The organism is Atlantibacter sp., from assembly GCF_032062175.1.
In the GTDB taxonomy this organism is placed as follows: Bacteria; Pseudomonadota; Gammaproteobacteria; order Enterobacterales; family Enterobacteriaceae; genus Atlantibacter.
Window position 1 is genome coordinate 1 of the sequence record NZ_DAMBQK010000009.1, and the last position, 25,193, is coordinate 25,193.

Annotated in this window: 27 protein-coding genes; 17 read left to right on the plus strand and 10 right to left on the minus strand. The window is 54.2% G+C overall.

All coding sequences use genetic code 11. From position 1 onward, the window contains the following. Positions 1-85: 85 nt before the first annotated feature. Entirely contained in the window at positions 86-1,126 is a 1,041-nt protein-coding gene (locus tag RT120_RS10150; RefSeq protein WP_312982321.1) for an oxidoreductase, read from the minus strand. Positions 1,127-1,709: 583 nt separating this feature from the next. Here RT120_RS10150 and ydgT point away from each other — a divergent pair. From ydgT to gstA, 11 genes are all read left to right on the plus strand, one after another. Continuing rightward, positions 1,710-1,925 carry a transcription modulator YdgT gene (gene ydgT, locus RT120_RS10155; RefSeq protein ID WP_312982324.1) on the plus strand — a complete coding sequence of 72 codons (216 nt, stop codon included), beginning with the start codon at positions 1,710-1,712 and terminating at the stop codon, positions 1,923-1,925. A 93-nt stretch (positions 1,926-2,018) separates the two neighbouring features. Continuing rightward, the gene (locus tag RT120_RS10160; protein WP_312982325.1) at positions 2,019-2,459 is read left to right on the plus strand and encodes a DUF2569 domain-containing protein; all 441 of its coding nucleotides are present in this window, start codon (positions 2,019-2,021) and stop codon (positions 2,457-2,459) included. A 77-nt stretch (positions 2,460-2,536) separates the two neighbouring features. Then, complete coding sequence (gene rsxA / locus RT120_RS10165; protein ID WP_312982326.1) at positions 2,537-3,121, plus strand: electron transport complex subunit RsxA; 585 nt, start codon at positions 2,537-2,539, stop codon at positions 3,119-3,121. Then, positions 3,118-3,696, plus strand: a complete 579-nt coding sequence (gene rsxB, locus RT120_RS10170) for an electron transport complex subunit RsxB (RefSeq protein ID WP_312982328.1) — start codon at positions 3,118-3,120, stop codon at positions 3,694-3,696. Before rsxA ends, rsxB begins: the two co-directional genes overlap by 4 nt. Beyond that, positions 3,689-5,833, plus strand: a complete 2,145-nt coding sequence (rsxC, locus tag RT120_RS10175; RefSeq protein WP_312982330.1) for an electron transport complex subunit RsxC — start codon at positions 3,689-3,691, stop codon at positions 5,831-5,833. Before rsxB ends, rsxC begins: the two co-directional genes overlap by 8 nt. Then, positions 5,834-6,886: an electron transport complex subunit RsxD gene (gene rsxD, locus RT120_RS10180; protein ID WP_312982331.1), complete on the plus strand. Its 1,053-nt coding sequence runs from the start codon at positions 5,834-5,836 to the stop codon at positions 6,884-6,886. 9 nt (positions 6,887-6,895) lie between these two features. Beyond that, on the plus strand, positions 6,896-7,519 hold the full coding sequence (rsxG, locus tag RT120_RS10185) for an electron transport complex subunit RsxG (protein ID WP_312982333.1): 624 nt from the start codon (positions 6,896-6,898) through the stop codon (positions 7,517-7,519). Further along, positions 7,519-8,208 carry an electron transport complex subunit E gene (locus RT120_RS10190; protein ID WP_312982336.1) on the plus strand — a complete coding sequence of 230 codons (690 nt, stop codon included), beginning with the start codon at positions 7,519-7,521 and terminating at the stop codon, positions 8,206-8,208. The genes rsxG and RT120_RS10190 overlap by 1 nt, the downstream gene beginning before the upstream one ends. Further along, positions 8,205-8,840 (plus strand): endonuclease III, encoded by a 636-nt coding sequence (gene nth / locus RT120_RS10195; protein ID WP_312982338.1) that lies wholly within the window; start codon positions 8,205-8,207, stop codon positions 8,838-8,840. Before RT120_RS10190 ends, nth begins: the two co-directional genes overlap by 4 nt. Before the next feature lie 575 nt (positions 8,841-9,415). Beyond that, entirely contained in the window at positions 9,416-10,921 is a 1,506-nt protein-coding gene (gene dtpA, locus RT120_RS10200) for a dipeptide/tripeptide permease DtpA (RefSeq protein ID WP_312982340.1), read from the plus strand. A 146-nt stretch (positions 10,922-11,067) separates the two neighbouring features. Further along, entirely contained in the window at positions 11,068-11,673 is a 606-nt protein-coding gene (gene gstA, locus RT120_RS10205) for a glutathione transferase GstA (RefSeq protein WP_312982343.1), read from the plus strand. 41 nt (positions 11,674-11,714) lie between these two features. On the opposite strand, the gene pdxY is transcribed toward gstA, so the two are convergent. From pdxY to anmK, 5 genes are all read right to left on the minus strand, one after another. Then, entirely contained in the window at positions 11,715-12,575 is an 861-nt protein-coding gene (gene pdxY, locus RT120_RS10210) for a pyridoxal kinase PdxY (protein WP_312982345.1), read from the minus strand. A gap of 90 nt (positions 12,576-12,665) precedes the next feature. Then, on the minus strand, positions 12,666-13,940 hold the full coding sequence (tyrS, locus tag RT120_RS10215; protein ID WP_312982346.1) for a tyrosine--tRNA ligase: 1,275 nt from the start codon (positions 13,938-13,940) through the stop codon (positions 12,666-12,668). 256 nt (positions 13,941-14,196) lie between these two features. Next, entirely contained in the window at positions 14,197-14,853 is a 657-nt protein-coding gene (pdxH, locus tag RT120_RS10220) for a pyridoxamine 5'-phosphate oxidase (protein ID WP_312982348.1), read from the minus strand. Positions 14,854-14,910: 57 nt separating this feature from the next. Beyond that, entirely contained in the window at positions 14,911-15,234 is a 324-nt protein-coding gene (mliC, locus tag RT120_RS10225) for a C-type lysozyme inhibitor (RefSeq protein ID WP_312982351.1), read from the minus strand. Between the two features lie 89 nt (positions 15,235-15,323). Continuing rightward, positions 15,324-16,448 (minus strand): anhydro-N-acetylmuramic acid kinase, encoded by a 1,125-nt coding sequence (anmK, locus tag RT120_RS10230; protein WP_312982353.1) that lies wholly within the window; start codon positions 16,446-16,448, stop codon positions 15,324-15,326. Between the two features lie 276 nt (positions 16,449-16,724). On the opposite strand from anmK, the gene slyB reads away from it, so the two are divergent. Together slyB and RT120_RS10240 are read left to right on the plus strand one after the other, a co-directional pair. Continuing rightward, positions 16,725-17,192: an outer membrane lipoprotein SlyB gene (gene slyB / locus RT120_RS10235; protein WP_312982356.1), complete on the plus strand. Its 468-nt coding sequence runs from the start codon at positions 16,725-16,727 to the stop codon at positions 17,190-17,192. 307 nt (positions 17,193-17,499) lie between these two features. Beyond that, positions 17,500-18,861: a GGDEF domain-containing protein gene (locus RT120_RS10240; RefSeq protein ID WP_312982357.1), complete on the plus strand. Its 1,362-nt coding sequence runs from the start codon at positions 17,500-17,502 to the stop codon at positions 18,859-18,861. A gap of 48 nt (positions 18,862-18,909) precedes the next feature. On the opposite strand, the gene slyA is transcribed toward RT120_RS10240, so the two are convergent. Further along, positions 18,910-19,350: a transcriptional regulator SlyA gene (gene slyA, locus RT120_RS10245; protein WP_312982359.1), complete on the minus strand. Its 441-nt coding sequence runs from the start codon at positions 19,348-19,350 to the stop codon at positions 18,910-18,912. Between the two features lie 203 nt (positions 19,351-19,553). Between slyA and RT120_RS10250 the strand changes: the two genes are divergently transcribed. The 3 genes from RT120_RS10250 to RT120_RS10260 are packed head-to-tail and all read left to right on the plus strand — an operon-like array spanning position 19,554 to position 22,663. Next, the gene (locus RT120_RS10250; protein WP_312982567.1) at positions 19,554-19,769 is read left to right on the plus strand and encodes a DUF1656 domain-containing protein; all 216 of its coding nucleotides are present in this window, start codon (positions 19,554-19,556) and stop codon (positions 19,767-19,769) included. Then, entirely contained in the window at positions 19,766-20,623 is an 858-nt protein-coding gene (locus tag RT120_RS10255) for an HlyD family secretion protein (RefSeq protein WP_312982361.1), read from the plus strand. The genes RT120_RS10250 and RT120_RS10255 overlap by 4 nt, the downstream gene beginning before the upstream one ends. 3 nt (positions 20,624-20,626) lie before the next feature. Beyond that, positions 20,627-22,663, plus strand: a complete 2,037-nt coding sequence (locus RT120_RS10260; protein WP_312982362.1) for an FUSC family protein — start codon at positions 20,627-20,629, stop codon at positions 22,661-22,663. On the opposite strand, the gene sodC is transcribed toward RT120_RS10260, so the two are convergent. From sodC to RT120_RS10275, 3 genes are all read right to left on the minus strand, one after another. Then, entirely contained in the window at positions 22,653-23,174 is a 522-nt protein-coding gene (gene sodC, locus RT120_RS10265) for a superoxide dismutase [Cu-Zn] SodC (RefSeq protein WP_312982364.1), read from the minus strand. The two genes, RT120_RS10260 and sodC, sit on opposite strands and share 11 nt — an antisense overlap. A gap of 80 nt (positions 23,175-23,254) precedes the next feature. After that, positions 23,255-24,151 (minus strand): aldo/keto reductase family oxidoreductase, encoded by an 897-nt coding sequence (locus RT120_RS10270; protein ID WP_312982366.1) that lies wholly within the window; start codon positions 24,149-24,151, stop codon positions 23,255-23,257. 51 nt (positions 24,152-24,202) lie between these two features. Then, positions 24,203-24,442, minus strand: a complete 240-nt coding sequence (locus RT120_RS10275; RefSeq protein WP_312982368.1) for a DUF1289 domain-containing protein — start codon at positions 24,440-24,442, stop codon at positions 24,203-24,205. Positions 24,443-24,596: 154 nt separating this feature from the next. Here RT120_RS10275 and RT120_RS10280 point away from each other — a divergent pair, with 154 nt between their 5' ends. Next, a complete protein-coding gene (locus tag RT120_RS10280) occupies positions 24,597-25,193 on the plus strand; it encodes a TetR/AcrR family transcriptional regulator (RefSeq protein ID WP_312982369.1) in 597 nt (198 codons plus the stop codon).

The following is a 25,193-nucleotide window of genomic DNA, read 5'->3' on the forward strand; positions in this document are numbered from 1 at the left end:
TTTTTGCACAACTGCCGGATCGGTCAACCGATCCTTAACTGATCGGCATTACGCCGAACGGCGCGTTTTTTATGGGTGATGCCAATCAGGTCAGGCAAAGCGTTGAGCGATGTTTGGCGGATTCAATCCCCAGTTCAATCAACTCCATGACGCGGATCGCCTGGCTGGCTGGCACAGGGTTTTCGCCCTGGCCGTTGAGCGCATCGCGGATCGCCGCATAGTATGCTGGATAGTTGCCCGGTACTGTCAGTAACGTTTGCGCATTCAGTTCATCGCCGGAAGCCAGCGTCAGGACGCCGTCGCGCATATCGTAGCCCCAGTCTTCTTGCGGCAGACGCTCACCCGCTTTCAGACGGTCTTCCTGCGGGTCGAGCCCAAATTTCACATAGCTGCCACGGGTGCCGTGAACGATATAACGCGCCGACTCCGCCGCCGCCAGCATGGTGCCATGCAGCACAACGCGGCGTTGCGGATAGGCCAGCACCGCATGGAAGTAGTCGGTAGTTTGCGCATCAGGACGCAGCTGCGCCATATCGACAGTAATACTGACAGGCACGCCAAACAGCACCAGCGCCTGGTCGATAAGGTGCGGCCCCAAATCGTACCAAATGCCGCTACCCGGGCCCGCCTGCTCGCGCCAGCGATTGCGAACCTGCGGACGGTAGCGATCAAAGTGAGATTCGAAATAGCTGACTTCGCCCAGTTTGCCCTCGGCAATCAGGCCCTTCAGGGTCAGAAAGTCGCTATCCCAGCGGCGGTTATGAAACACCGACAGCACCAGGCCACGGCTTTTGGCCAGCGCTTCCAGTTCACGGGCTTGTGACAATGTCACGGTAAAGGGTTTATCCACCACCACGTGTTTACCCGCTTCCATCGCGGCGCGGGCCAGCGGGAAGTGCGTATCGTTGGGCGTGGGAATCACAATGAGATCGATCTCAGGATTGTTGAAAAGCTGTTTAGGGTCGGAGACTACGGTTACGCCAGGCCAGTCAGCATGCACTTTCGTTGCGTCGCTACTTGAAACCGCCGCCAGGGTCATACCCGGCGTGCCGACAATCAGCGGGGCATGGAACGTTTTACTGGCATAGCCATATCCAATTAATCCAACACGGACGTTGTCGCTCATTTACATTCCTCTCGTCTATGGACAACGGTATTTCACACCATTCGCCATCCGGTAACAACTGCTAATACCGTTTACTCTGAGAGTGTAGCCTGTCCGGAACGCCTCAAACGTACCGCCGCAGGAACGTGGATTTTTAGCCAGGAAGGCAATACGGTAATAAGAATATCCTCCTTTCCTGCGCTATTTAAAGTTTTACCGATAGCAACGATTTGCGAAATTAACGCCAAAGTCATTTATCATTAATGTATGCATCAGGATTAAATAGCCGTCCCGCACCATTTAGTCAGTATTCTTTTTTAACTCCCGTTTACTTCCGGCAGCAGACTCAACGCCGACGGAATACAGTGCTGCCTCGTTCAGTCAAAAAAGTTTCTATTACTATCATGCGCTTATTGCCAGAAAAGCCTAACAAGGTTAATCTGACATGGTACGCGTTGCGCAGTGCCTTTTACGCTTTCCCGAAGAAAAGTCTTAAATACATGATATACGCCTGCCGATGACGGAATGTGACTCGACTTCGTTTTATTATTGACGTGTGCCATCACGGGACTATTTCAAATTATATTTAAGGACAGGACCGACCATGACCGTTCAGGATTATTTATTTAAATTTCGTAAAATCAATTCGCTTGAAAGCCTGGAAAAATTGTTTGATCACCTCAACTATTCCCTTGCCGATAATGAGGAGATTATCAACATGTACCGGGCAGCCGATCACCGCCGCGCGGAAATTGTCTCGGGTGGGCGATTATTTGACCTCGGCCAGGTGCCCAAGACCGTCTGGCGCTTCGTTCAATAAGCCTGAGTAGCTTTTAGCGCGAAAATCCTTATAATTCTTGCGCTGAAATTCACACAGTGAATAGTGCTAACGATATACCCCGCCGGAGGTAATATGACCGCCACGCCTGCAATGCGTATCGGGGGATGGCTACTTGCCCCTCTCGCCTGGCTTCTGCTGACTTTATTGAGCACGTCATTAGTCGTGGTAATGTATTTTACCGCGCTGCTCTCGCCGGAAACGCGCCAGGCCTTAGGCCAGCAAGCCGGACAGGACGCCCTGTGGGTGTATGTCTCGCTGATATCGGCGGTAGTAATGTGGAGTTATACCCTGTGGCTGACTATTGGGTTTTTTAAGCGCCAGTCGAAAGTGCCAAAGCACTATATTATCTGGCTACTTATTTCGGTGTTGCTGGTGCTGAAATCCTTCGCGTTTTCACCGGTGTCAGATGGCGCGATTGTACGCCAGTTGGTGTTTCAACTGATCGCCGCTGCGCTGTTTGTTCCCTATTTTAAACGCGCGGAGCGCGTAAAACTGACTTTCGTCAATCCTTAATAACCTTACAGATTCTCTGTTGTCGCCATGTGATCCATGTCCGATAATAGGCGGCTATTTTTGTTTCAGGTCGGATAATGACTGATTACTTGCTGTTATTTGTTGGTACTGTGCTGGTCAATAACTTCGTGCTGGTGAAGTTTCTTGGCCTGTGCCCGTTTATGGGGGTTTCCAAAAAACTGGAGACCGCCATTGGTATGGGCCTGGCGACCACGTTCGTGATGACCCTGGCGTCGGTTTGCGCCTGGCTTATCGACAACTTTATTTTGATCCCCCTCGACCTTATTTATCTGCGTACCCTCGCCTTCATTCTGGTGATTGCGGTCGTGGTGCAGTTTACTGAGATGGTGGTACGCAAAACCAGCCCGGCGCTGTATCGCCTGCTGGGTATATTCCTGCCGTTGATTACCACCAACTGCGCGGTGTTAGGGGTCGCGTTGCTGAATATCAACCTCGGCCATAACTTTCTCCAGTCTGCGCTTTACGGCTTTTCAGCGGCGGTCGGGTTCTCCTTTGTTATGGTGCTGTTTGCGGCGATTCGCGAACGGCTGGCGGTTGCCGATGTGCCTGCACCGTTTCGCGGCAATGCCATCGCGCTGATCACCGCCGGGCTGATGTCGCTGGCGTTTATGGGCTTTAGCGGGCTGGTAAAAGTGTCATGAGTACCGTCTGGATCGCCATTTTATCCCTGAGCGCGCTGGGCCTGGTGTTTGGCCTGCTGCTGGGTTTTGCTTCCCGCCGTTTTGCCGTGGAAGAAGACCCGATTGTCGACAAAATCGATGCGATTTTGCCCCAGAGCCAGTGCGGCCAGTGCGGATACCCGGGCTGTCGTCCTTATGCCGAAGCGGTAGGTAATCAGGGTGAAAACATCAACCGCTGCGCCCCCGGCGGCGAGGCGGTGATGCACAAGATCGCGACCTTATTGAACGTCGAGCCGCAGCCCATCGGTGGCGATGATGCCGCCCCGGAACCGGTGCGGATGCTGGCCGTAATCGACGAAAACAACTGTATCGGCTGCACCAAATGTATTCAGGCATGCCCGGTTGACGCCATTGTGGGCGCCACCCGCGCGATGCATACCGTAATGAGCGACCTGTGTACCGGATGCAATCTCTGCGTTGACCCGTGCCCGACACGCTGTATTGAATTGCGGCCTGTCACCACCACGACGGAAAACTGGAAATGGAATCTGGACAGTATTCCGGTTCGAATCATTCCTGTGGAACAACATGCTTAAGTTATTTTCTGCTTTCAGAAAAGAAAAAATCTGGGATTTCGATGGCGGCATTCATCCGCCTGAAATGAAAACCCAGTCCAGCGGCACCCCGCTGCGCCACGTGCCGTTACCTGGCCGTTTTGTTATCCCGTTGAAGCAGCATATCGGCGCTGAGGGCGAACTGTGCGTTCAGCCTGGCGATCGCGTGCTACGCGGTCAGCCGCTGACCCGCGGTTGGGGCCGAATGTTGCCGGTACATGCGCCGACGTCCGGTACCGTGGTAGCGATTGCGCCGCACAGCACCGCCCACCCTTCCGCACTGGCGGAACTCAGCGTGATTATCGAGCCTGACGGCGACGACCGCTGGATCGATCGCGACGGCTGGCAGGATTATCAACAGCGCACCCGCGAAGCGTTAATCGAGCGAATCCACCAGTTTGGCGTAGCCGGCCTGGGCGGCGCGGGCTTCCCTACCGGCGTCAAGCTACAGGGCGGCGGCGATAAAATCGAAACCCTGATCATTAACGCGGCGGAATGCGAGCCGTACATCACGGCGGATGACCGTCTGATGCAGGAGTGCGCGGCGCAAATTGTTGAAGGCATTCGCATTCTGGCGTGGATCCTTAAACCGCGTGAAGTGTTGATCGGTGTAGAAGATAACAAACCTCAGGCGATTTCCATGCTGCGGGCGGTACTGAGTCAGGAGCACGGCATCTCCCTGCGTGTGATCCCTACCAAGTACCCGTCCGGCGGCGCAAAGCAACTAACCCAGATCCTGACCGGCAAACAGGTGCCCCACGGCGGCCGTTCATCCGACATCGGCGTGCTGATGCACAACGTCGGCACGGCTTATGCGGTTAAACGCGCGGTTATCGACGGCGAGCCGCTGACGGAACGCGTAGTGACCCTGACGGGCGAATCCATTTCACGGCCCGGCAACGTTTGGGCGCGTCTCGGTACGCCGGTGCGCCACTTGCTGGAGTTTGGCGGTTTCTGCCCAACCAGCGAACAACTGGTGATTATGGGCGGCCCGCTGATGGGCTTTACCCTGCCCTGGCTTGATGTCCCGGTGGTGAAAATCACCAACTGCCTGCTGGCCCCGTCCAGTCATGAAATGGGCGAGCAGCAGGAAGAACAGCACTGTATTCGATGCAGCGCCTGCGCCGACGCCTGCCCGGCCGATCTTCTCCCTCAGCAGCTTTACTGGTTCAGTAAAGGGCAGCAACACGACAAAGCGACTGCGCACAATCTCTCTGACTGTATCGAGTGCGGTGCCTGCGCCTGGGTCTGCCCGAGTAACATTCCGCTGGTGCAATATTTCCGCCAGGAGAAAGCAGAGATCCGCGCCGTGCAGTTGGAAGAACAGCGTGCCGCCGAGGCGAAAGCGCGCTTCGAGGCCCGTCAACAGCGGCTGGAGCGTGAAAAAGCCGCTCGTCTGGAAAGGCATAAGAAAGCCGCCGTACAGCCTGACGCGCAGGATCAGGATGCTATTCAAGCCGCGCTGGCACGGGTACGTGATAAGAAAACGACGGATGCCATCGTGGTTCGGGCCAACAGCGAGCCGGATAATCAGGCCGTGATTGCCGCCCGTGAAGCCCGCAAAGCGCAGGCGCGCGCGCGCCAGGCAGAAAAAGCGGCGTCTTCGGTGACAGAGCCCGCGAACGATGCGCCCACCGATCCCCGTAAAGCGGCGGTTGAAGCCGCTATCGCTCGCGCCAAGGCCCGTAAACAGGCTGCGGCAGAGCCGGTAGAAGAAACCGCCAGTGAAGCGCCGGTTGACCCGCGTAAAGCGGCGGTTGAAGCCGCTATCGCTCGCGCCAAAGCCCGTAAACAGGCTGCGGCAGAGTCGGTGGAGCAACCCGCCAGCGACGCCCCGGCAGATCCGCGTAAAGCGGCGGTTGAAGCCGCTATCGCTCGCGCCAAAGCCCGTAAACAGGCTGCGGCAGAGCCGGTGGAGCAACCCGCCAGCGACGCCCCGGCAGATCCGCGTAAGGCGGCGGTTGAAGCCGCCATTGCCCGCGCTAAAGCCCGTAAGCAGGCCGCTCAAACAGAATCCGCCAATGACGAGCCGGTCGACCCGCGTAAAGCGGCGGTCGCTGCGGCAATTGCCCGCGCGCAGGCTAAAAAAGCCGCTCAGCAGGTTGTGAACGAGGATTAAATGGTTTTCAGAATCGCAAGCTCCCCTTATACCCATAATAAGCGCCAGACGTCGCGCATCATGATGCTGGTCTCGCTGGCGCTGCTGCCCGGTATTGCGGTGCAGTGGTACTACTTCGGTTGGGGATCGTTAATTCAGCTACTCCTCGCTATCGTCAGCGCGCTGGCAGCAGAAGGCCTGGTGTGCAAACTGCGCAAACAGCCGCTCTCAGGCATGCTGGGGGATAACTCGGCGCTGCTGACCGGGCTGCTGCTGGGTATCAGTATTCCCCCGCTTGCGCCCTGGTGGATGGTGATCCTGGGCACGGTCTTCGCCATTATTATCGCCAAGCAACTGTACGGCGGGCTGGGGCACAATCCGTTTAACCCGGCGATGATTGGTTACGTGGTGTTGCTGATCTCTTTCCCGGTGCAGATGACCACCTGGCTGCCTCCGCAGAGCATCGCGGCGCTACAACCGGATTTTCTTGATACCCTGCGGCTGATTTTTACCAGCCATACCGCCAGCGGCGACACGCTCGCCCAGTTGAAGCTGGGGATCGATGGCGTTAGCCAGGCAACGCCGCTGGACACCTTCAAAACCGGCCTGCGCGCAGGCAGTGACGCAGTACAGTTAATGCAAACACCCATGCTGAGTGGCGTGCTGGGCGGGCCTGGCTGGCAGTGGGTCAATGTGGCCTTTCTGGCAGGCGGCCTGTTCTTATTAGCGAAGAACTTGATTCGCTGGCATATCCCGGTGAGTTTCCTGGTGTCGCTGCTGGTTTGCTCACTACTCGGCTGGCTGATTGCGCCGGAGCAATTTGCTTCACCGCTCGTGCATCTGTTCTCTGGCGCGACCATGCTTGGCGCGTTCTTTATCCTTACCGATCCGGTGACCGCCTCCACCACTAACCGTGGGCGGCTGATCTTCGGGGCGCTGGCTGGCGTACTGGTCTGGCTTATCCGCAGCTACGGCGGCTATCCTGATGGTGTGGCTTTTGCCACCCTGCTGGCAAACATCACCGTGCCGCTTATCGACTATTACACCCGCCCGCGGGTTTACGGGCATCGCTAAGGAGCGCTTATGCTGAAAACCATGCGAAAACATGGCGTGACGCTGGCGCTGTTTGCCGCGTTCTCTACCGGCCTGACCGCCGCGATTAATGAATTGACCAAAAATACCATTGCCCACCAGGCGGCCGTGGTGCAGCAGGCGCTGTTCGACCAGGTGTTCCCGACGGATAAATACGATAACGAGCTGCAACAGAGCTGTTTCTGGGTTAACGATCCGGCGCTCGGCAAGGGCGAGCATCGTGTTTATGTGGCGCGCCAGGGTGATAAACCGGTAGGCGTGGTCATGGAAGCCACCGCCCCTGACGGCTATTCCGGGGCAATCCAACTGCTGGTTGGCAGTGATTTCCAGGGCACCGTCTGGGGCAGTCGCGTGACGGAACATCACGAAACGCCGGGCCTGGGCGATAAAATTGAATTGCGCATCAGCGACTGGATCACCACGCTGAGCAATAAACATATTCAGGGCGCGGACGATGCCAGCTTTGCGGTGAAGAAAGACGGTGGCCAGTTTGACCAGTTTACCGGTGCGACCATTACGCCGCGCGCGGTCGTGAATGCCGTTAAGCGCGCCGGGCTGTTTGCCGAAACGCTGTCTAATAAGCTATCCGCTTTACCGGCCTGTGGAGAACCCTAATGAGCCAGATTAAAGAGGTTGTGGTACAGGGGTTGTGGAAAAACAATTCCGCGCTGGTGCAGTTACTGGGGCTGTGTCCGCTGCTGGCAGTCACGTCTACCGCCACCAACGCGTTGGGCCTCGGTCTTGCCACCACGCTGGTATTAACGCTGACCAACACCGCTATTTCCGCCCTGCGCCGCTGGATGCCAGCGGAAGTGCGCATCCCGATTTACGTGATGATTATTGCGTCGGTGGTGAGCGCGGTGCAGATGCTGATTAACGCCTATGCATTTGGTCTTTATCAGTCATTGGGGATTTTTATTCCGCTGATCGTGACCAACTGTATTGTGATCGGCCGCGCCGAAGCGTTCGCTGCGCGCAACAGCGTGGCGATTTCCGCACTCGATGGCTTTGCTATCGGCCTGGGGGCCACCAGCGCGATGTTTGTGTTGGGGTCGATCAGGGAAATCATCGGCAACGGTACGCTGTTTGACGGCGCAGACCAGCTGCTGGGTAGCTGGGCAAAGGTATTGCGCATTGAGATTTTTCATACCGACACGCCTTTTTTGCTGGCGATGCTGCCGCCCGGCGCATTTATCGGGCTGGGCTTAATGCTGGCGGTGAAGTACCTGATTGACGAGAAAATGAAAACCCGTCGCGCCGCACAGCGCGTTGTGGTCGACGCGAGTGCTGAGAAAGCGTTATGAACAAAGCGAAACGTCTGGAAATACTCTCGCGCTTGCGCGAACACAATCCGCATCCGACGACTGAACTGAATTTCGGTTCACCGTTTGAATTGCTCATTGCAGTGCTGCTTTCTGCCCAGGCGACAGACGTCAGCGTCAATAAAGCCACCGCCCGGCTTTATCCGGTCGCGAATACGCCCCAGGCGATGCTGGCGCTTGGCGTAGATGGCGTCAAAGAGTACATCAAAACCATTGGCCTGTTTAACAGCAAAGCCGAGAACGTGATTAAAACCTGCCGCCTGCTGATTGAAAAACATCACGGCGAGGTGCCGGAGGATCGCGACGCGCTGGAGGCCCTGCCCGGCGTAGGCCGTAAAACCGCCAATGTGGTGCTCAACACCGCTTTCGGCTGGCCAACCATCGCGGTAGATACTCATATTTTTCGGGTCTGCAACCGTACCGAATTTGCACCAGGCAAAAATGTTGAACAGGTCGAAGACAAGCTATTAAAAGTGGTCCCTGCTGAATTCAAAGTAGATTGCCATCACTGGTTGATCCTGCATGGCCGCTATACCTGCATTGCGCGTAAACCGCGCTGCGGCTCCTGCATTATTGAAGATCTGTGTGAATACAAAGAGAAAGTGTACGCCTGACGCCGTTGCCTGCCGCCACCGGCAGGCTCGCACCCCGCATAATGCACCGCAATTTCACTGTATCAATGTGATAATTCACCAGAACCAATCGCCCTCTCCGGTCAATCGTTCTTTTTCGTCCAGAAATTTCTATAAAATTGTGACAAAGATCGCATCGATAACATGGTGTTAAAGATGTGTGATTTTTTCCTTAATTTTTCAACGGCAATGTTATTTTTTGACTCCATGACCCAACACATTAAACCAGCTTTTGTTTATCAACTGGACGTTATCACCGGATATGCAACTGGAAAGCAGAATATATCACCATTAAGGCTTTTTCAGCGGCGTTAAGCAGATATTTGAACTGTTAATTTTAGCGTACTGAAATTTAACTCTGGATGCGGTTTAAACGAGGCGGTTATTATTCTGCCCACAAGATATGTAACAGAGTATTGCAAAGCCCTTGTCTGAGAGACCAGGATAGTGAACATTACCCGCCGTTTCCCCTCCTTATAACAACAAGCGACTGCCCGCAATGGCATCACGCTGAGTTTTTTCCCCCATTAATAGGGGACGTAAAAAAAGAGGTATATGTGTCGACTGCAAACAATAAACCAACCGAAAGCGTCAGCCTGAACGCTTTTAAACAACCGAAATCGTTCTATCTGATCTTTTCCATAGAATTATGGGAGCGTTTTGGTTTTTACGGCCTGCAAGGGATCATGGCCGTCTACTTGGTAAAACAGCTGGGTATGTCCGAAGCGGATTCCATCACCCTTTTCTCCTCCTTCAGCGCCCTGGTGTATGGCCTGGTGTCTATCGGCGGTTGGCTGGGTGATAAAGTACTGGGTACTAAACGCGTTATCCTGTTAGGCGCGATTGTGCTGGCGATTGGTTATGCGCTGGTTGCGTGGTCCGGCCATGATGCCACTATCGTTTATATCGGTATGGCAACCATTGCCGTCGGTAATGGCCTGTTTAAAGCCAACCCGTCTTCCCTGCTCTCAACCTGCTATGCGAAGGATGACCCGCGTCTTGATGGCGCATTCACCATGTACTACATGGCGATTAACATCGGTTCGTTCTTCTCTATGCTGGCAACGCCGTGGCTCGCCGCTCAGTATGGCTGGAGCGTAGCGTTCGCGCTGAGCGTGGTGGGTATGCTGATCACCGTGGTGAACTTCCTGTTCTGCCGCGCATGGGTGAAAGACTACGGCTCCCAGCCGGACTTCCAGCCGCTGCACTTTGGCAAACTGCTGGCTACTCTCGTTGGCGTGGTGGTGTTGATCACTATCGCAACCTGGCTGCTGCACAACCAGGGTATTGCACGCATGGCGCTGGGCTTCATCGCCCTGGGTATCGTGTTTATCTTCGGTAAAGAAGCCTTTGCGATGCAAGGTGCGGCACGCCGTAAAATGATTGTGGCATTTATTCTGATGCTGGAAGCGATTGTGTTCTTCGTGCTGTACAGCCAAATGCCGACCTCGCTGAACTTCTTCGCGATCCGTAACGTAGAACACGCGATCCTGGGTGTTTCTTTCGAACCGGAACAGTACCAGGCGCTGAACCCGTTCTGGATCATGATTGGTAGCCCGATTCTGGCCGCTATCTACAACAAGATGGGCGACCGCCTACCGATGCCGCACAAATTCGCCATCGGTATGGTGATGTGTTCTGGCGCCTTCCTGATCCTGCCGGTAGGGATTAAATTCGCCAGCGACGCCGGTATCGTGTCCGTTAACTGGCTGATTGCCAGCTATGCGCTGCAAAGCTTCGGTGAGCTGATGATCTCCGGCCTGGGCCTGGCGATGGTTGCACAACTGGTTCCGCAACGCCTGATGGGCTTTATCATGGGTAGCTGGTTCCTGACCACCGCAGGCGCAAACCTGATCGGCGGTTACGTGGCTAACATGATGGCCGTACCGGAAAACGTGACCGACCCGCTGCAATCACTGGAAGTGTATGGCCGCGTGTTTATGCAAATCGGTATCGCGACGGCAGTGATTGCGGTGATCATGATCCTGACCGCGCCGAAACTGAACCGCATGACTCAGGACGATGAAAAAGCCCTGAAAGCGACCGATACCGCTACGGCGTAACCCTCCTCGCTTGATAAAAGCTCGCTTCGGCGGGCTTTTTTTTTGACATTACCGGTCACACAATTTTCGTCAAAACGCCTGAATCCTAACGCGTTACTGTGTAGTATCAGTAAATCGTGATCCCCCAATGCGTTAAGGAAATGTCCATGAAACTGTTTTATAAACCCGGCGCGTGTTCCCTCTCTCCGCATATTGCACTGCGTGAGGCTGGCCTCGATTTCACCCTGGAGAAAGTCGACTTAGTCAGCAAGAAGACCGAACATGGCACCGACTATCTGGAAATCAACCCGAAAGGCCAGGTACCGGCATTGCAGCTTGAAGAGGGTTCGCTGCTGACCGAAGGCGTCGCTATTGTGCAGTTTATCGCGGATAAAGTGCCGGATCGCCAGCTGCTCGCGCCCGCTGGCAGCATGACCCGTTATCACACCCTGGAATGGTTGAACTATATCGCCACCGAGCTGCATAAAGGCTTTACGCCGCTGTTCCGCCCGGACACTCCGGAAGAATTTAAACCCATCGCCCGTAAGGCGCTGGAGAAGAAGTTCCAGTACATTGATGACGAACTGGCTGATAAACAGTGGCTACTGGGGCTACGCTTCACCGTCGCGGATGCCTATCTGTTTACCGTGCTGCGCTGGGCCTACGCCATCAAGCTGGATATGAGCGCGTTTTCGCATATCGCCAATTATATGGAACGCGTGAAAGCGCGTCCGGGCGTGGCGGCAGCGCTGGCTGCGGAAGGGATTGAATAACACAGCATGATGCCTCCGCCAGGAGGCATCATTTTATGAAGTTAGATAGCGCTGGCAGTAAAATGAAGATCGGGTTTAGCAATCACATCCTGCGCGGCAACCACCTGCAACTCATACTCTTTCATCTCTTTGGTCATAGCCATCACGCCATACACTGCTGCCGTCACGTGCTCCAGCGCTTCGCGTAGCGACGCGCCCTGCAACAGTTTCACTAACAGCAAACCGCTGGTTACATCGCCGACACCTACCGGCTGGCGCGCGCCAAAATCCACCAGCGGGCGGCTGATATGTAGCGCATCGTCGGCGGTGACCAGCAGCATCTCGAATTTATCCAGCCGGTAACCGGCGCGCGCCAGATGTTTGACCAGCACGATTTTCGGGCCCTGCGCGATCAGTTCACGCGCGGCGCTGACGGCCTCATCAACCGTATTGACCGCATGTCCGGTCAGGATCTCAAGCTCAATTAAATTCGGCGCGATGATGTCGCTGGCGGGCATGGCGTAACGGGTATGAAACTCCGCCACGCCAGGAGCGACGATACAGCCTTTTTCGGGATGGCCCATGACCGGATCGCAGAAATACAGGGCGGCTGGATTAGCGGCTTTAACCTGGAGGACGATATCGAGAATCTGCTCGCCCTGCTCCGCCGACCCTAAATAACCGCTAAGTATCGCATCGCAGCGCTGGAGTTGGCCGATATCGGCGATGCCCTGAACAATGTCGGTAAGATGGTTTGCCGGCATGACGCAACCGGTCCATTGTCCATACTGGGTGTGATTCGAAAACTGAACGGTATTCAGCGGCCAGACGTTAGCGCCAAGTCGACGCATCGGGAATTCTGCGGCGCTGTTACCGGCATGACCGAACACCACATGGGATTGAATGGCGAGGACGTTTTTCATCTCTATTTCCAGTGACTTTTCTGGCTACAACAGGCGTTATTCAGGCGAAATAAAAGGGCGTGGTTTCCCACGCCCTTCAACATCAAATGATTACTTCCAGCAAACAAGGCAGTAATTCTTTTTGCCGCGACGTAATAAGGTATAGCGGCCAAACAGCTTATCGGCCTCGCTGAAGGTGTATTCCGGGTCAGACTGTTTTTCACCGTTAATGGTGACTGCGTTAGAAGCGATGGTTTTACGCGCCTGGCCGCGGGACGGTTGGAGGTCAGAGTCGACCAGCGCCTGCTGTAAATCCGCGCCTGACGCCAGCTCAACCATCGGTACGCCGTCCTGCGCCAGTTGTTCAAAATCCGCTTCGCTCAGAGAGCTTAGATTGCCGTTGAACAGGCTTTCGGTAATGCGTTTCGCTGCAACCAGACCTTCTTCGCCATGCACCAGACGGGTGACTTCATCTGCCAGGACATACTGCGCACGTGGGGCTTTGCCGCTGGTTTTGTCTTCTTCTTCCAGCGCGTTGATGGCGTCAATATCCATGAAGGTGAAGAATTTCAGGAAGCGGTAAACGTCAGCGTCTGCGGTGTTAATCCAGAACTGGTAGAATTTGTACGGGCTGGTTTTCTTCGGATCCAACCACACTGCGCCGCCTTCGGTCTTACCAAACTTGGTGCCGTCGGCTTTAGTGATCAGCGGAACCGTCAGGCCGAACACCTGGTTCTGATGCAGACGGCGGGTCAGGTCGATACCCGAGGTGATGTTACCCCACTGGTCGGAACCACCGATTTGTAACGCAACGCCGTGCAGTTCGTTCAGGCAGGCGAAGTCGTAACCCTGTAGCAGGTTATAGGAGAACTCGGTGAAGGAAATGCCTACGTCGTCGCGGTTAAGACGCTGCTTAACGGCTTCTTTGTTAATCATCTGGTTAACAGAGAAGTGCTTGCCGATATCGCGCAGGAAGGTCAGAACATTCATGTTGCCGAACCAGTCATAGTTGTTGGCGGCAATCGCAGCGTTTTCACCGCAGTTGAAATCCAGGAACGGGGCAACCTGTTTACGGATTTTGTCCACCCACTCCTGCACCGTATCTTCGGTATTCAGTTTACGTTCCGCGGCTTTAAAGCTCGGATCGCCAATCAGACCGGTTGCGCCACCCACCAGCGCGACCGGCTTGTGCCCTGCCTGCTGGAAACGCTTCAGGCACAGCAGAGGAACCAGATGGCCCAAATGCAAGCTATCGGCGGTCGGATCGAAGCCGCAATAGAGTGCAATTGGCCCTTGCGCCAGTCGCTCTGCTAACGCTTCCTCGTCCGTCACCTGGGCCACAAGGCCCCGCTCTTGCAATTGTTTAATCAAATTGCTGGTTGCCATCAATTTCTCCATGTATTTACGACTGCACCTGTGCCGGTACACGGCTCTTCGCCCACTGGCGAAAAATAAAAGGATTCATATACCCTAAATAATTCGCGTTGCAGAAAGGCGGCAAGTGAAGGATTCCCGGGAGCTTACAAAAGTAAGCGATTGGGATGAGTGAACGCAGCCAACGCATCTGCAACGCGAAGTATGACGGGTATAGAATAAAGCGCTCGCAACGGGAGTACCAGCGCTTAAAGAATAAAACCGATACTCAGGGTGCCAGCCTGTCTATTTTCCAGGCATCGGCATCACGCTGGTATAAAAAACGGTCGTGCAGACGGTGTTCGCCGCCCTGCCAGAATTCCATCTGCTCAATGGAAACGCGGAAACCACCCCAGAAACTGGGCAACGGGATCTCGCCCTGCTGGAATTTCTGTTTCAGTTCGAGGAATTTACTTTCCAGAATACCGCGCGCGGAAATACGGCTGGACTGCTTTGACACCCACGCGCCGATTTGGCTGTCGCGCGGACGGCTGTGGAAATACTTCATGACGTCCAGCGTCGACAGGCGTTCGGCTTTGCCAATCACCATCACCTGGCGCTCCAGCATATGCCAGGGGAACAGCAGGCTAATATTGGGGTTGTGCTCGATCTGGTGCGCTTTACGGCTGCCGAGGTTGGTGTAAAACACCATACCGCGCTCGTCAAAATGCTTCAGTAACACAATGCGTTGGTAAGGCTGGTTATTTTCATCAACCGTGGCGACCACCATGGCGGTAGGGTCCGCCAGTTTGGCTTCGCAGGCCTGGCCAAGCCACTTTTCAAACAGCGCTAAGGGTTGCTCGGGCAAATCATGACGACGTAAACCGCCTTTGGTGTATTCGCGGCGTAAATGCGCGATCTGTTGCAGGGCATCGTTGTCAGACATAGTGATTCTTAGAGGAGTTTTCGGGTGGCGTTATTGTGCGCCCCACCCGATAAAATCTCAACGCTTAGGGTTTTGCAATTGGCAGTTATTCAACACGATGCGATCTTTGTCGTAAACCGTTGCGCTATCACCCTTAGACCAGAAGACATAAATGCCATCGGTATAGCGCGCGCCGGACGCGGAGAGTCCCTGTTTCAGCGTGAGCGGCTTATCATCGTAAACGAAGCTCACTTCCTGGCGGGTATTGTTGAGGTTGACCGTCAGCGGTTTTTCATCGCACTGATATTCAAGCGTATCGGTATGCATGCGCTCGACGAAGTTGTTGTAAGTTGAGCAACCCGCCAGCAGCGTGGGGAGTAAAACGACAAGTAATTTTTTCATGGGCGTATCCTGAATAAAGCTGTTCCCTGGAGAGACGAGTTCTCCACGTAACGATCAGTCTACCGTTTACGCCCATTGCACAACTTCAGTTAACTCTGATAGTTCAGGACATTGGCAGGAAAAACCGCCCCTAATACCGTCGCTTTTGAGGCACCGGTCACAGAAGGCAAATTCCCCGGTAAACCATTAAGGGTACGCCAGGCGAGCCAGGCAAAGGCCAGCGCCTCCATGTCGTCGCCGCTGATGCCCGCGTCATCGGTCGTGGTCACTTCCGTTCCCGGCAGCAGGCTGGACAAGCGCGACATGACCAGCGGGTTTCGGCCGCCGCCCCCGCACACCAGTACCCGCTCGCAGCCGCCGCACAGCAAAATTTGTTCGGAGATGGTCACTGCCGTCAGCTCAGCCAGCGTTGCCTGCACATCCTGCGCTTTTACGCCGGGGAAATTTGCCAGATGGCGTTCCAGCCAGCCGTAGTTAAAGTATTCTCGACCGGTGCTCTTCGGCGCAGGCGCGGAAAAATAAGGATCGCTGAGCATTTGCTGTAATAAAGGAAGGATTACGCTGCCGCTGCTCGCCCATTGGGCATCTTTATCAAAGGCTTTACCGCGCTGACGCCAAATCCAGGCATCCATCAGCATATTACCCGGCCCGGTGTCATAGCCTTTTACCGGCGCGCCGGGAAACAGCATCGAGATATTAGCGATGCCGCCGATATTCAGCACCATACGTTTTTCAGTAGGATGCGCCAGCAGCGCATGGTGAAACGCGGGCACCAGCGGCGCGCCTTGCCCGCCAAGTGCAATATCCCGGCGCCGAAAATCGCCGACCACGGTCACGCCAGTGCGGGCGGCAATCTGGTTGTTGTCACCGATTTGCAGGGTGTGTGGCGCAGCGCCCTGTGGTTCATGCCACACAGTTTGCCCGTGGCAACCAATCGCCACGATATCCTCGGGGCGCAGTTTTTCCTGCTGCATCAATGCCTGGACCGCATCGGCAAACAGGCGGCCCAGCCGGGTGTCCAGTTGACCAAATTGAGAGAGCGTCAACTGCTGGCCCTGACACACTGCCAGCACGGCCTCTTTCAGCTCGTGCGGAATGGGCCAGGAAAGACTTGCCTGCTGGGCAACCATATTTTCGTCAATCGTCGCCAGTACCACGTCCACACCGTCGAGGCTGGTTCCTGACATCACTCCGATATATCGACCCGATTTCATACTCAATCCTTTTATGCCGCCAGAGCCCACAACTGAACCATAACCACTCTGATTTCGCCACGTTTAATTAGCAACGTAACGTCCGTGGCCTGTAAAGAAACGTTTAAATCGTGTCTGGCGCTACAGCAATGCGGATGTTTAGCTACGGTTAATGAAGATTCTTATATTATTTTTTTATCAAGGCTCCACAATAGTGTGAAATCACCGGATGGAGTATCTTATAATTTGCCATAAGGATGCTCATTTTGAGCGTAGCGTGGTGAACAGGAGATTTACATGATTTCACGAGTTCTGATGGTTTCGCTGGTGGGCTTTACACTGGCTGGTTGTGTGAATAACGATAGCCTTTCAGGCGATGTCTATAGCGCGTCGGAAGCGAAGCAGGTCCAGCGTGTGACCTATGGCACCGTAGTAAACGTTCGTCCGGTGCAGATTCAGGGCGGTGATGACAACAACGCTATCGGCGCTATCGGCGGCGCAGTGTTGGGTGGCTTCCTGGGTAATACTATCGGCGGCGGCACCGGTCGTTCGCTGGCGACCGCTGCGGGCGCAGTGGCAGGCGGCGTAGCTGGCCAGGGTGTACAGGGTTCAATGAACAAAACCCAGGGCGTCGAGCTGGAAATCCGCAAAGATGATGGCGATACCATCATGGTTGTCCAGAAACAGGGTGCAACCAAATTCGCTGCCGGTCAGCGTGTGGTTATGGCCAATAAAGGCAGCCAGGTCACCGTTTCTCCGCGTTAATGTTTATTCAGAGAGCGGCTTTTTTAGCCGCTCTTTTGTATTCTTTTTACCCTTCTTGACGTTTCCTGGTTTTAATTCAGATAAAGTCGGATAAAAACTTCTCCCACATTCAGTAAAGCTAACGCAATTTAAGGAATGAATATGCGATTAACATGCTTACACTGTTTATCAGGCGACTGTTGTTTAACATCACATTTCTTTAGACTTTTATTAACAGAAGCTTTTCATTAAGGTAGATTTAACGCTTTAAGGTTAAATAAACTGTTTATCGCTGTTACGCTTATTGTCCCCACGCAAGGCATCGAAAATGTTTAAAAGAATGATGACGCCCTTCACAAAAAAATTAATTTTTACGCTTTTTAGCCTTTTCTTTTTTCTGGTTCTACATCTTTTATTTACTCATCACTTTACGTACCCAACACAATTATCCCCGGTACTTTACCCTGGCTTAACAATATTATTAATGGTGCTGCATTTACTGATCGCTTGTTTATTATTTATGCGCGTTTATTGTGACAGCAAGCGATTTTATCTGGTGGCTATCGCCTCAGGCTTTATGGGCTCCGCGCTGATCATGACCGGTACGCTCGCCAGTTTCCCGGCCTGGTTTACAAGCCGTGCTGCCGGGAGCGGCAACTACAATGATGCAGCCATTTTTATGATGTTCCGCCATATCCTTCTGGCATCAATGTGCACGTGTACCGCGCTGTTTTATACGCTGCGCGCACGTATTGACGGAAAGATGGCCCGTCTGATGTGTTTTTTGTTGGTCACTGGCGCCACCCTGATGCTTATGGCGTTGGGCTATCTTTATTCCAGCTACAATCCTTTACTTTCAATAAGCTTAATTGATGAGTATTCGTTAAGCTGGCAAGCATTATGGCAGAATAAAATCGCTTATTTTATGATTGCAATGTGGTTTGCTTCACTCGCGCTGATCGTTCATTTCAGTCATTTGAAAACGTTATTGTGGATAGGCATTGCCGTTTTATGTGTGAGCGCCATTGGAACGCTGATTATTATGTTGTCTGACTCACACACTAACAGTCTGGCATGGTTTTACTCACGGATCTTTGAAACGGTTTCATCGCTAATAATTTTACTGGTACTGTTATGCGATGTATTTCAACTTTACCAGCGCTCTTACCAGAAATACCAAATTTCCTATCATAATTCCCTGCACGATACATTAAGCGGCCTGTATAATCGTCGCTTCTTATTTGAACATGCCCAGCATGCGCTAAAAAGCGCCAGCGCCGAAAAACCGGTTTCATTCGTATTATGCGATGTTGACTATTTTAAGCGTATTAACGATCGCTACGGCCATCTTCAGGGCGATAAAGTCATTCATTTTGTCGGCCAGCTTTTGTTGAATGCAGTGCGTAGCCATGATATCGCCGCCAGAACGGGAGGTGAAGAGTTTGTGTTACTGCTCAACGGCACCAGCAACATAAACGCGATGAATATTGCGCACCGTATCAAATCGCAAATTGCGCAGCAGGATGTCCGTAGTAGCAATGGCGCACTTCCCGAACCTGTCACCCTGAGCATGGGGGTCTATACCGTTACCCAGGGAAATTGCACGATTGAGGAGTGCCTGGAACGCGCCGATAAAGCCATGTACCGCGCCAAAAAGGAAGGCCGAAACCGGGTGGTGAATTATCACTAAAAAGAAAAGGCCTCGTGGATACGAGGCCTGTGGATACGAGGCCTTTGATTAATCCTGTCCGTGAAGCCTGATGATGTTATTTTCAATCCGGCCGATAAGATTTATTAACAGTTCAAGCTCCTGCTGGCTGATGCCGCCGAGGATTTCGCCCCGGGTTTTGCGTATCACATCTTCCATTTCAGTGATGATGGGCGCGGCTTTTTCAGTCAGTTTGATGCGTTTAGCGCGTCTGTCGTTGGCACAGGTGTGACGGGCGATCAACCCCTTCTCTTCCAGTTGATCCAGCGTACGCACCAGCGAGGGCTGTTCGATGCCGATCGCTTTAGCCAGTTGTATTTGCGATTGATCTGGCGGCAACTCATGAATGTTATGCAATGTTACCCAGTGGGTTTGCGTCAACTCCAGAGGTTTCAGGCGATGGTCAATCAGAGCACGCCATATGCGTACCAGCCGCGCCAGATCAGAACCGAGTGGCGATTCCAATTTCATCTCCTTATAATTAGCTTGCTAACTTATTATACTGATTTTAAACTTAGTGTGCAGCATTTATATGTCTAAAACAAATTACTGATTTTCCAGTCGCTTCGTGCAAAGTCTATAATTTGATTCTACAACCTGTCAGGGAAACAGCGTGTTATGGCCGTTATGATTAGGGTTAATCCGAAGTGAAACTGTTAACTTTGCCGTCCGGCATGCCGCTACAGGATGTGGTGGTCGGCGCTTCTGTCTATTTCCCCCCCATTTTTAAAGCCGTGTTTATCGGCCTGTTCATCTGGCTTGTCGTGCATCGCTTAGTGCGTAACTGGCTCTATTCAGGCGCGGTCTGGCACCCCACCCTTATGGATTTATCGCTGTTTGTCCTGTCGGTATGCGGCGGGATGTTTCTTCTGACTACAGGGCTGTTTTGATGATGAAGACCGTGAAGTACTTTTCCACGCTGATCGTACTGGCGGCGGCGATACTGGCTGGCTGGTGGCTTTGGAACTATTACATGCAATCCCCCTGGACACGCGACGGGAAAGTGCGCGCCGAACTGGTGGACATTACGCCCCAGGTCGGCGGCACCATCACGCAAATCGACGTGCGGGATAACCAGTTCGTCAAAGCTGGCGCACCGCTGTTTACCATTGACGCCACGCCGTTCCATATTGCGGTTCTCAACGCCGAAGCGCAGCTGGCTCATTCACAGTCCGACCTGGCAAAAGCGCAGAATGAAGCCAGCCGCCGCCAGCATCTGCCTCACAACTACATTTCAGCCGAAGAGCTAGACAGCGCCAATATCAATGTGAAAGCCATGCAGGCTGCGGTGAACGTGGCAAAGGCCTCGCTGGAACAGGCGCAATGGCAATTATCCCAAACGAAGGTCACCGCCCCGGTTGACGGATGGGTCACAAATCTCTCTGTTCGCGTCGGGAACTACGCCGCCACGGGCACGCCGGTATTCGCCTTAATCGACAGCCACTCCTTTTACGTTGTCGGCTATTTCGAAGAGACTAAGCTGCGTCATATAGCGCCGGGCGCGGCAGCCAGGATCACCCTGCTCAGCAACAATACGCCCCTGACCGGCCGCGTTGAGAGCATCGGCCGGGCGATCTACGATCAAAGCGTGGAAACGGACAGCGGGCTGGTGCCCGACGTGAAGCCCAACGTGCCCTGGGTGAGGCTTGCCCAACGGGTGCCGGTACGTTTTGAACTGGAAAATGTACCGGATAACGCGCTGTTAGTTTCCGGCACCACCTGCACCATCGCTATCGAGCAATAATCCATGAATCTCGGCTGGCTTGACTGGCAACGCGCGCCCTGGGGTAAAGCAACTGGCAACCAATGGCGCTATGCCCTGCGAAACGCGATTGCCATGTGCCTGGCGCTGAGCATCGCTTATGCGCTCGATCTGGATGAGCCCTACTGGGCCATGACCTCTGCCGCCGTGGTGAGTTTCCCAACTCCCGGCGGCGTAATCAGTAAAAGTTTGGGGCGCGTGGTGGGCAGCCTGATTGGGGCCAGCGCATCGCTGATTATCGCCGGAAGCACGCTTAACGATCCGTGGTTTTTTTCGCTTTCTATGGCGGGCTGGCTGGCGCTCTGTACCTGGACGTCAAGCCATTTTCATAATAACGCCGCCTATGCCGCCCAGCTTGCCGGTTATACCGCCGCGATTATCGCCTTTACCATGGTGAACACCGTGGAAACCACCCAGCTCTGGGATATTGCCCAGGCCAGGGTCTGCGAGGTGTTGATCGGCATTGCCTGTGGCGGCTTTATGATGATGGTCCTGCCCAGCACGTCCGACGGCACCACACTGCTGGTTTCCCTGAAAACGCTGCACGCACGGCTGCTGGAACATGCCAGTTTGCTCTGGCAGCCGGAAACCACCGACGCGATGCGTACCGCCCACCAGGGAATGATTGGCCAAATCCTGACGTTAAACATATTGCGTATCCAGGCATTCTGGAGTCATTACCGGTTTCGCCAGAACAACAACCTGCTCAATGCGATCCTGCATCAGCAGCTCAGGCTGACCAGCACGATTTCTGGCCTGCGCCGGTTACTCATTAACTGGCAAACTATGCCGCCGCACATCGCCGCACTTCAGAGCGATATCCTGGTAGAACTGGCCCGTCAGCAGCCGGACCGTTATCGCATTGCCCGCCTACTGGCGCTGTGCCTGCCGGATAAAAGCAATGATTACCGGCATCTCGCGTACTGGCAGCGCCTGCGCTATTTTTGCCATACCTATTTACGTGTCAATCATCAACTGGTGGCGCTGGAAAACGATCGCGCCGGTATCGACGTTCCTGCGCCGAAAACCGCCTCGCTAACCCGGCACGCTGATATCGCCGAAGCCCTGTGGAATGCGCTGCGTACTTTTTGCGTAATCACCCTGGGCTGCGCCTGGACAATCACGGCGCAATGGGATGCCGGAAGCTCCGCACTGACCATGATCGCCATTTGTTGCGTACTCTACTCCGCATCGCCCTCCCCACATCAGTCGTTATCCCTGTTGATGCGCACGCTGATATTGCTGTCGCTGTTTAGCTTTGCGGTAAAATTTGGCCTGATGGTACGGGTTACTGAGCTGTGGGAATTCCTGTTATTTCTGTTTCCGCTGCTGACCACCATGCAGTTAATGAAGCTCCAGCAGCCAAAATTCGCCGGCTTGTGGGGGCAACTGATTGTCTTTATGGGTTCATTTATCGCAGTAACCAACCCACCGGTTTATGAGTTCGGTGATTTTCTTAACGATAATCTGGCGAAAATCATCGGCGTCGGCCTCGCCTGGATGGCGTTCGCTGTCCTGAAGCCCGGTTCAGACACCCGCAAAGGCCGCCGTCATATTCGCGCGCTGCGCAGAGGCTTTATCGATCAACTGAGCCGCAAACCTGAATACAGCGAAAGTGAATTCGAATCGCTGGTTTACCATCACGTACATCAGTTAAGCCAGGCGAAAGAGGAAACCGCACGCCGCTGGCTATTGCGTTGGGGCGTGGTGTTGCTCAACTGTTCCCACGTGGTATGGGCGCTACGCGCCTGGGAAGCGCGTTCCGATCCGCTCTCGCAGGTGCGGGATATCTGCATCAGTACGTTAAGAAATGTGATGAGCGAGCGCGGTATTCAGAAAAAACCGCTCGGCGTGGCGTTAAATGAATTGCAGCGTTATGCTGATGTACTGGCGAAGCGCGACGATCCGGCTGCGGTGGAGTTGGCGGCGCTGATTTGGCGCCTGTACTGTTCGCTTAAACAGCTGGAGCAAGCGCCGGCAGCGGATAATCCAACTGACGGCGCACCGGCGACTATTTTATAACGCCGCAGGCAAAACGTGCCCCGCCACCGCCAAGTGGCTCGGGCTTGTCAGACATGTTATCGCCGCCAACATGGATCATCAGCGCTTTGCCTTTGACGTCATCTAACGATTTCAGGCGTGGTGCGGTTACCGCCTCTTTCGCGTTGCCGTCTTTATCCACTAACAGTACAGGGAGATCCCCTAAGTGGCCTGCGCCTTCAGGACCTTGGTGTTTACCGGTGGTCTGTGGGTCGAGGTGGCCACCCGCCGCTTCTGCTGCTGACGGTTTACCGTCTTTCATCGCCGGTTCACAGCTGCCTTTGGCGTGGATATGGAAACCGCGCTCACCGGGCGGCAGCGCTTTAAGATCGGGGGTGAATTTCAGGCCGTTGTCCGTCTCTTCGATTTCTACTTCACCAATAGACTGACCAATGCCCTGAGGCGTAACCAGATGCATCTCAACGTCTTCACTGGCTGCCTGGGCTGCGCCGCAGGCAAACAGGACTGCCATTGCCAGACTGATCTTTTTCATCGTGCCTCCTGATTCATGAATTTGCCTGTTAAGTCTAGATCACAGGCGAGATTCGAACCGGGAGGCCGTGATTTTAGGAATTACGGTACATCGTAACCGAGCGCCGCCTTACGGATGCGGAACCACTGCTGGCGGGTCATCTCCAGCGACAGCGCATGGATTGCCGAGCGCACCCGTTCGATTTTGCCGGAACCGATAATCGGCAGCGGCTGCGACGGCAGGCGCATCACCCACGCATACACCACTTGTTCAATAGTTTGCGCGCCGATTTCCTGCGCCACTTGCTGTAATTCATCGCGCAGCGGCTGGAAGGTCTCATCGTTAAACAGACGGCCGCCGCCGAGGCATGACCAGGCCATCGGTCGAATGCGCAACTGCTGAAGCTGGTCCAGCGTACCGTCCAGCAGCAACGGCTGGTGAACCGGAGAAATTTCCACCTGGTTAGTCGCCAGGGTAAACGGCAGGCGCGATTGCAGCAGCGAGAACTGGGCCGGGGTAAAGTTCGACACGCCGAAGTGGCGCACCTTACCGGCCTGATGAAGCTGTAAAAAAGCTTCTGCCACTTCATCTGCATCCATCAGCGGGTCCGGGCGGTGGATCAGCAGCAAATCAATACGCTCTGTGGCGAGATTCTTGAGCGAGGCCTCGGCGCTCTCGACAATATGCGTGCGGTCAGTGATGTAGTGGCCGATTTTATTCTCGGCTTTCGCCGTTGTGGCGATACCGCATTTGGTGACAATCTCCATTCTGTCGCGCAGTTGTGGTGCCAGTTTCAACGCTTCGCCAAACGCCGCTTCGCACTGGTAACCGCCGTAAATGTCTGCGTGGTCAACAGTAGTGATCCCCAAATCGAGATGTTGTTCGATAAAGCTGACCAGCTCCTGCGCCGACATATTCCAGTCCATCAGCCGCCAGTAACCCATCACCAGACGTGAAAATTCCGGGCCTTGCGGCGCAAGGGTAATACGCTGAACCATCTTAATTTCCTCGACGAATAAATGAATGCTGAGTATACGTGACTGTGGAAACTAGAAAAGTGAAGGTTGTTGCGGTTCATCATCCTGCGGAGTTTTACTGGCGCGCAGCTTACGCAACCAGCGCTGACGGCACAGGCGTAACACGTCCTGCTTCTGGGCGTCGCTAAAGGATTGCCAGTTAAAGCGTTCGTCCCGGCTGCGCATACAGCCCCGGCAAAAGCCTTTTTCATCAGACTGGCAAACCCCGCGACACGGGCTTTGGATCGGGAAAAACTCGAGTTGCTCGGCCACAGGCCCTCCGGGAAGAACGCATTGCTGTAATTGAAGCCTGTGATAGCGGTTGTTGCAAGCCACGCGAATTTTTCTGTGACAACGTCACCGAAAAAATCCCGTATTGACGAATAAAGGTTTGCATTAGACCGATCGGTCTACTACAGTCATCGCCATGAACAAGATAGCTGAACACGATACCCGCGAACATATCCTTGCCACCGGCGAGCAACTTTGCCTGCACCGGGGCTTTGTGGGCATGGGGCTGAGCGAACTGTTAAAAACGGCTGAAGTGCCGAAAGGCTCGTTCTATCACTACTTCCGCTCTAAAGAGGCGTTTGGCGTGGCGATGCTAGAGCGTTATTACACGGCGTATCATCAGCGCCTGACGCAGCACTTCTCTGCGCCCGGCACCAACGCCCGCGAAAAGCTGCTGGCGCATTATCAGCAAACGTTGCAGCAGTTTTGCCAGCACGACCAGATTAACGGTTGCCTGACGGTGAAGCTTTCTGCCGAAGTGTGCGATCTGTCGGAAGATATGCGTATCGCGCTGGAGAGTGGCGCGGCGAAAATTGTTGCTCTACTGGCAGAAAATCTGGCGCAGGGTGTAAAAGAAGGCAGCCTGGCGTTAACCCAGGACGCCGTTTCCGCCGCTAACGTGCTTTACGCGCTGTGGCTGGGTGCCAGCTTGCAGGCCAAAATTTCGCGCAGTGCGCTGCCCTTAGAGAGCGCGCTGATGCATGTACAATCACTGCTCTCAGCACCTGAGTAA

Coding starts and splice junctions, on each gene's coding strand:
- tyrS (WP_312982346.1), bottom strand. CDS start 13,940: ATGGCAACCAGCAATTTGATTAAACAATTGCAAGAGCGGGGCCTTGTG.
- pdxH (WP_312982348.1), bottom strand. CDS start 14,853: ATGTCTGACAACGATGCCCTGCAACAGATCGCGCATTTACGCCGCGAA.
- rsxB (WP_312982328.1), top strand. CDS start 3,118: ATGAGTACCGTCTGGATCGCCATTTTATCCCTGAGCGCGCTGGGCCTG.
- RT120_RS10240 (WP_312982357.1), top strand. CDS start 17,500: ATGTTTAAAAGAATGATGACGCCCTTCACAAAAAAATTAATTTTTACG.
- slyB (WP_312982356.1), top strand. CDS start 16,725: ATGATTTCACGAGTTCTGATGGTTTCGCTGGTGGGCTTTACACTGGCT.
- slyA (WP_312982359.1), bottom strand. CDS start 19,350: ATGAAATTGGAATCGCCACTCGGTTCTGATCTGGCGCGGCTGGTACGC.
- rsxA (WP_312982326.1), top strand. CDS start 2,537: ATGACTGATTACTTGCTGTTATTTGTTGGTACTGTGCTGGTCAATAAC.
- rsxG (WP_312982333.1), top strand. CDS start 6,896: ATGCTGAAAACCATGCGAAAACATGGCGTGACGCTGGCGCTGTTTGCC.
- nth (WP_312982338.1), top strand. CDS start 8,205: ATGAACAAAGCGAAACGTCTGGAAATACTCTCGCGCTTGCGCGAACAC.
- RT120_RS10250 (WP_312982567.1), top strand. CDS start 19,554: ATGCCGCTACAGGATGTGGTGGTCGGCGCTTCTGTCTATTTCCCCCCC.
- RT120_RS10260 (WP_312982362.1), top strand. CDS start 20,627: ATGAATCTCGGCTGGCTTGACTGGCAACGCGCGCCCTGGGGTAAAGCA.
- gstA (WP_312982343.1), top strand. CDS start 11,068: ATGAAACTGTTTTATAAACCCGGCGCGTGTTCCCTCTCTCCGCATATT.
- rsxD (WP_312982331.1), top strand. CDS start 5,834: ATGGTTTTCAGAATCGCAAGCTCCCCTTATACCCATAATAAGCGCCAG.
- RT120_RS10280 (WP_312982369.1), top strand. CDS start 24,597: ATGAACAAGATAGCTGAACACGATACCCGCGAACATATCCTTGCCACC.
- sodC (WP_312982364.1), bottom strand. CDS start 23,174: ATGAAAAAGATCAGTCTGGCAATGGCAGTCCTGTTTGCCTGCGGCGCA.
- RT120_RS10160 (WP_312982325.1), top strand. CDS start 2,019: ATGACCGCCACGCCTGCAATGCGTATCGGGGGATGGCTACTTGCCCCT.
- RT120_RS10190 (WP_312982336.1), top strand. CDS start 7,519: ATGAGCCAGATTAAAGAGGTTGTGGTACAGGGGTTGTGGAAAAACAAT.
- rsxC (WP_312982330.1), top strand. CDS start 3,689: ATGCTTAAGTTATTTTCTGCTTTCAGAAAAGAAAAAATCTGGGATTTC.
- RT120_RS10150 (WP_312982321.1), bottom strand. CDS start 1,126: ATGAGCGACAACGTCCGTGTTGGATTAATTGGATATGGCTATGCCAGT.
- pdxY (WP_312982345.1), bottom strand. CDS start 12,575: ATGAAAAACGTCCTCGCCATTCAATCCCATGTGGTGTTCGGTCATGCC.
- ydgT (WP_312982324.1), top strand. CDS start 1,710: ATGACCGTTCAGGATTATTTATTTAAATTTCGTAAAATCAATTCGCTT.
- RT120_RS10270 (WP_312982366.1), bottom strand. CDS start 24,151: ATGGTTCAGCGTATTACCCTTGCGCCGCAAGGCCCGGAATTTTCACGT.
- anmK (WP_312982353.1), bottom strand. CDS start 16,448: ATGAAATCGGGTCGATATATCGGAGTGATGTCAGGAACCAGCCTCGAC.
- mliC (WP_312982351.1), bottom strand. CDS start 15,234: ATGAAAAAATTACTTGTCGTTTTACTCCCCACGCTGCTGGCGGGTTGC.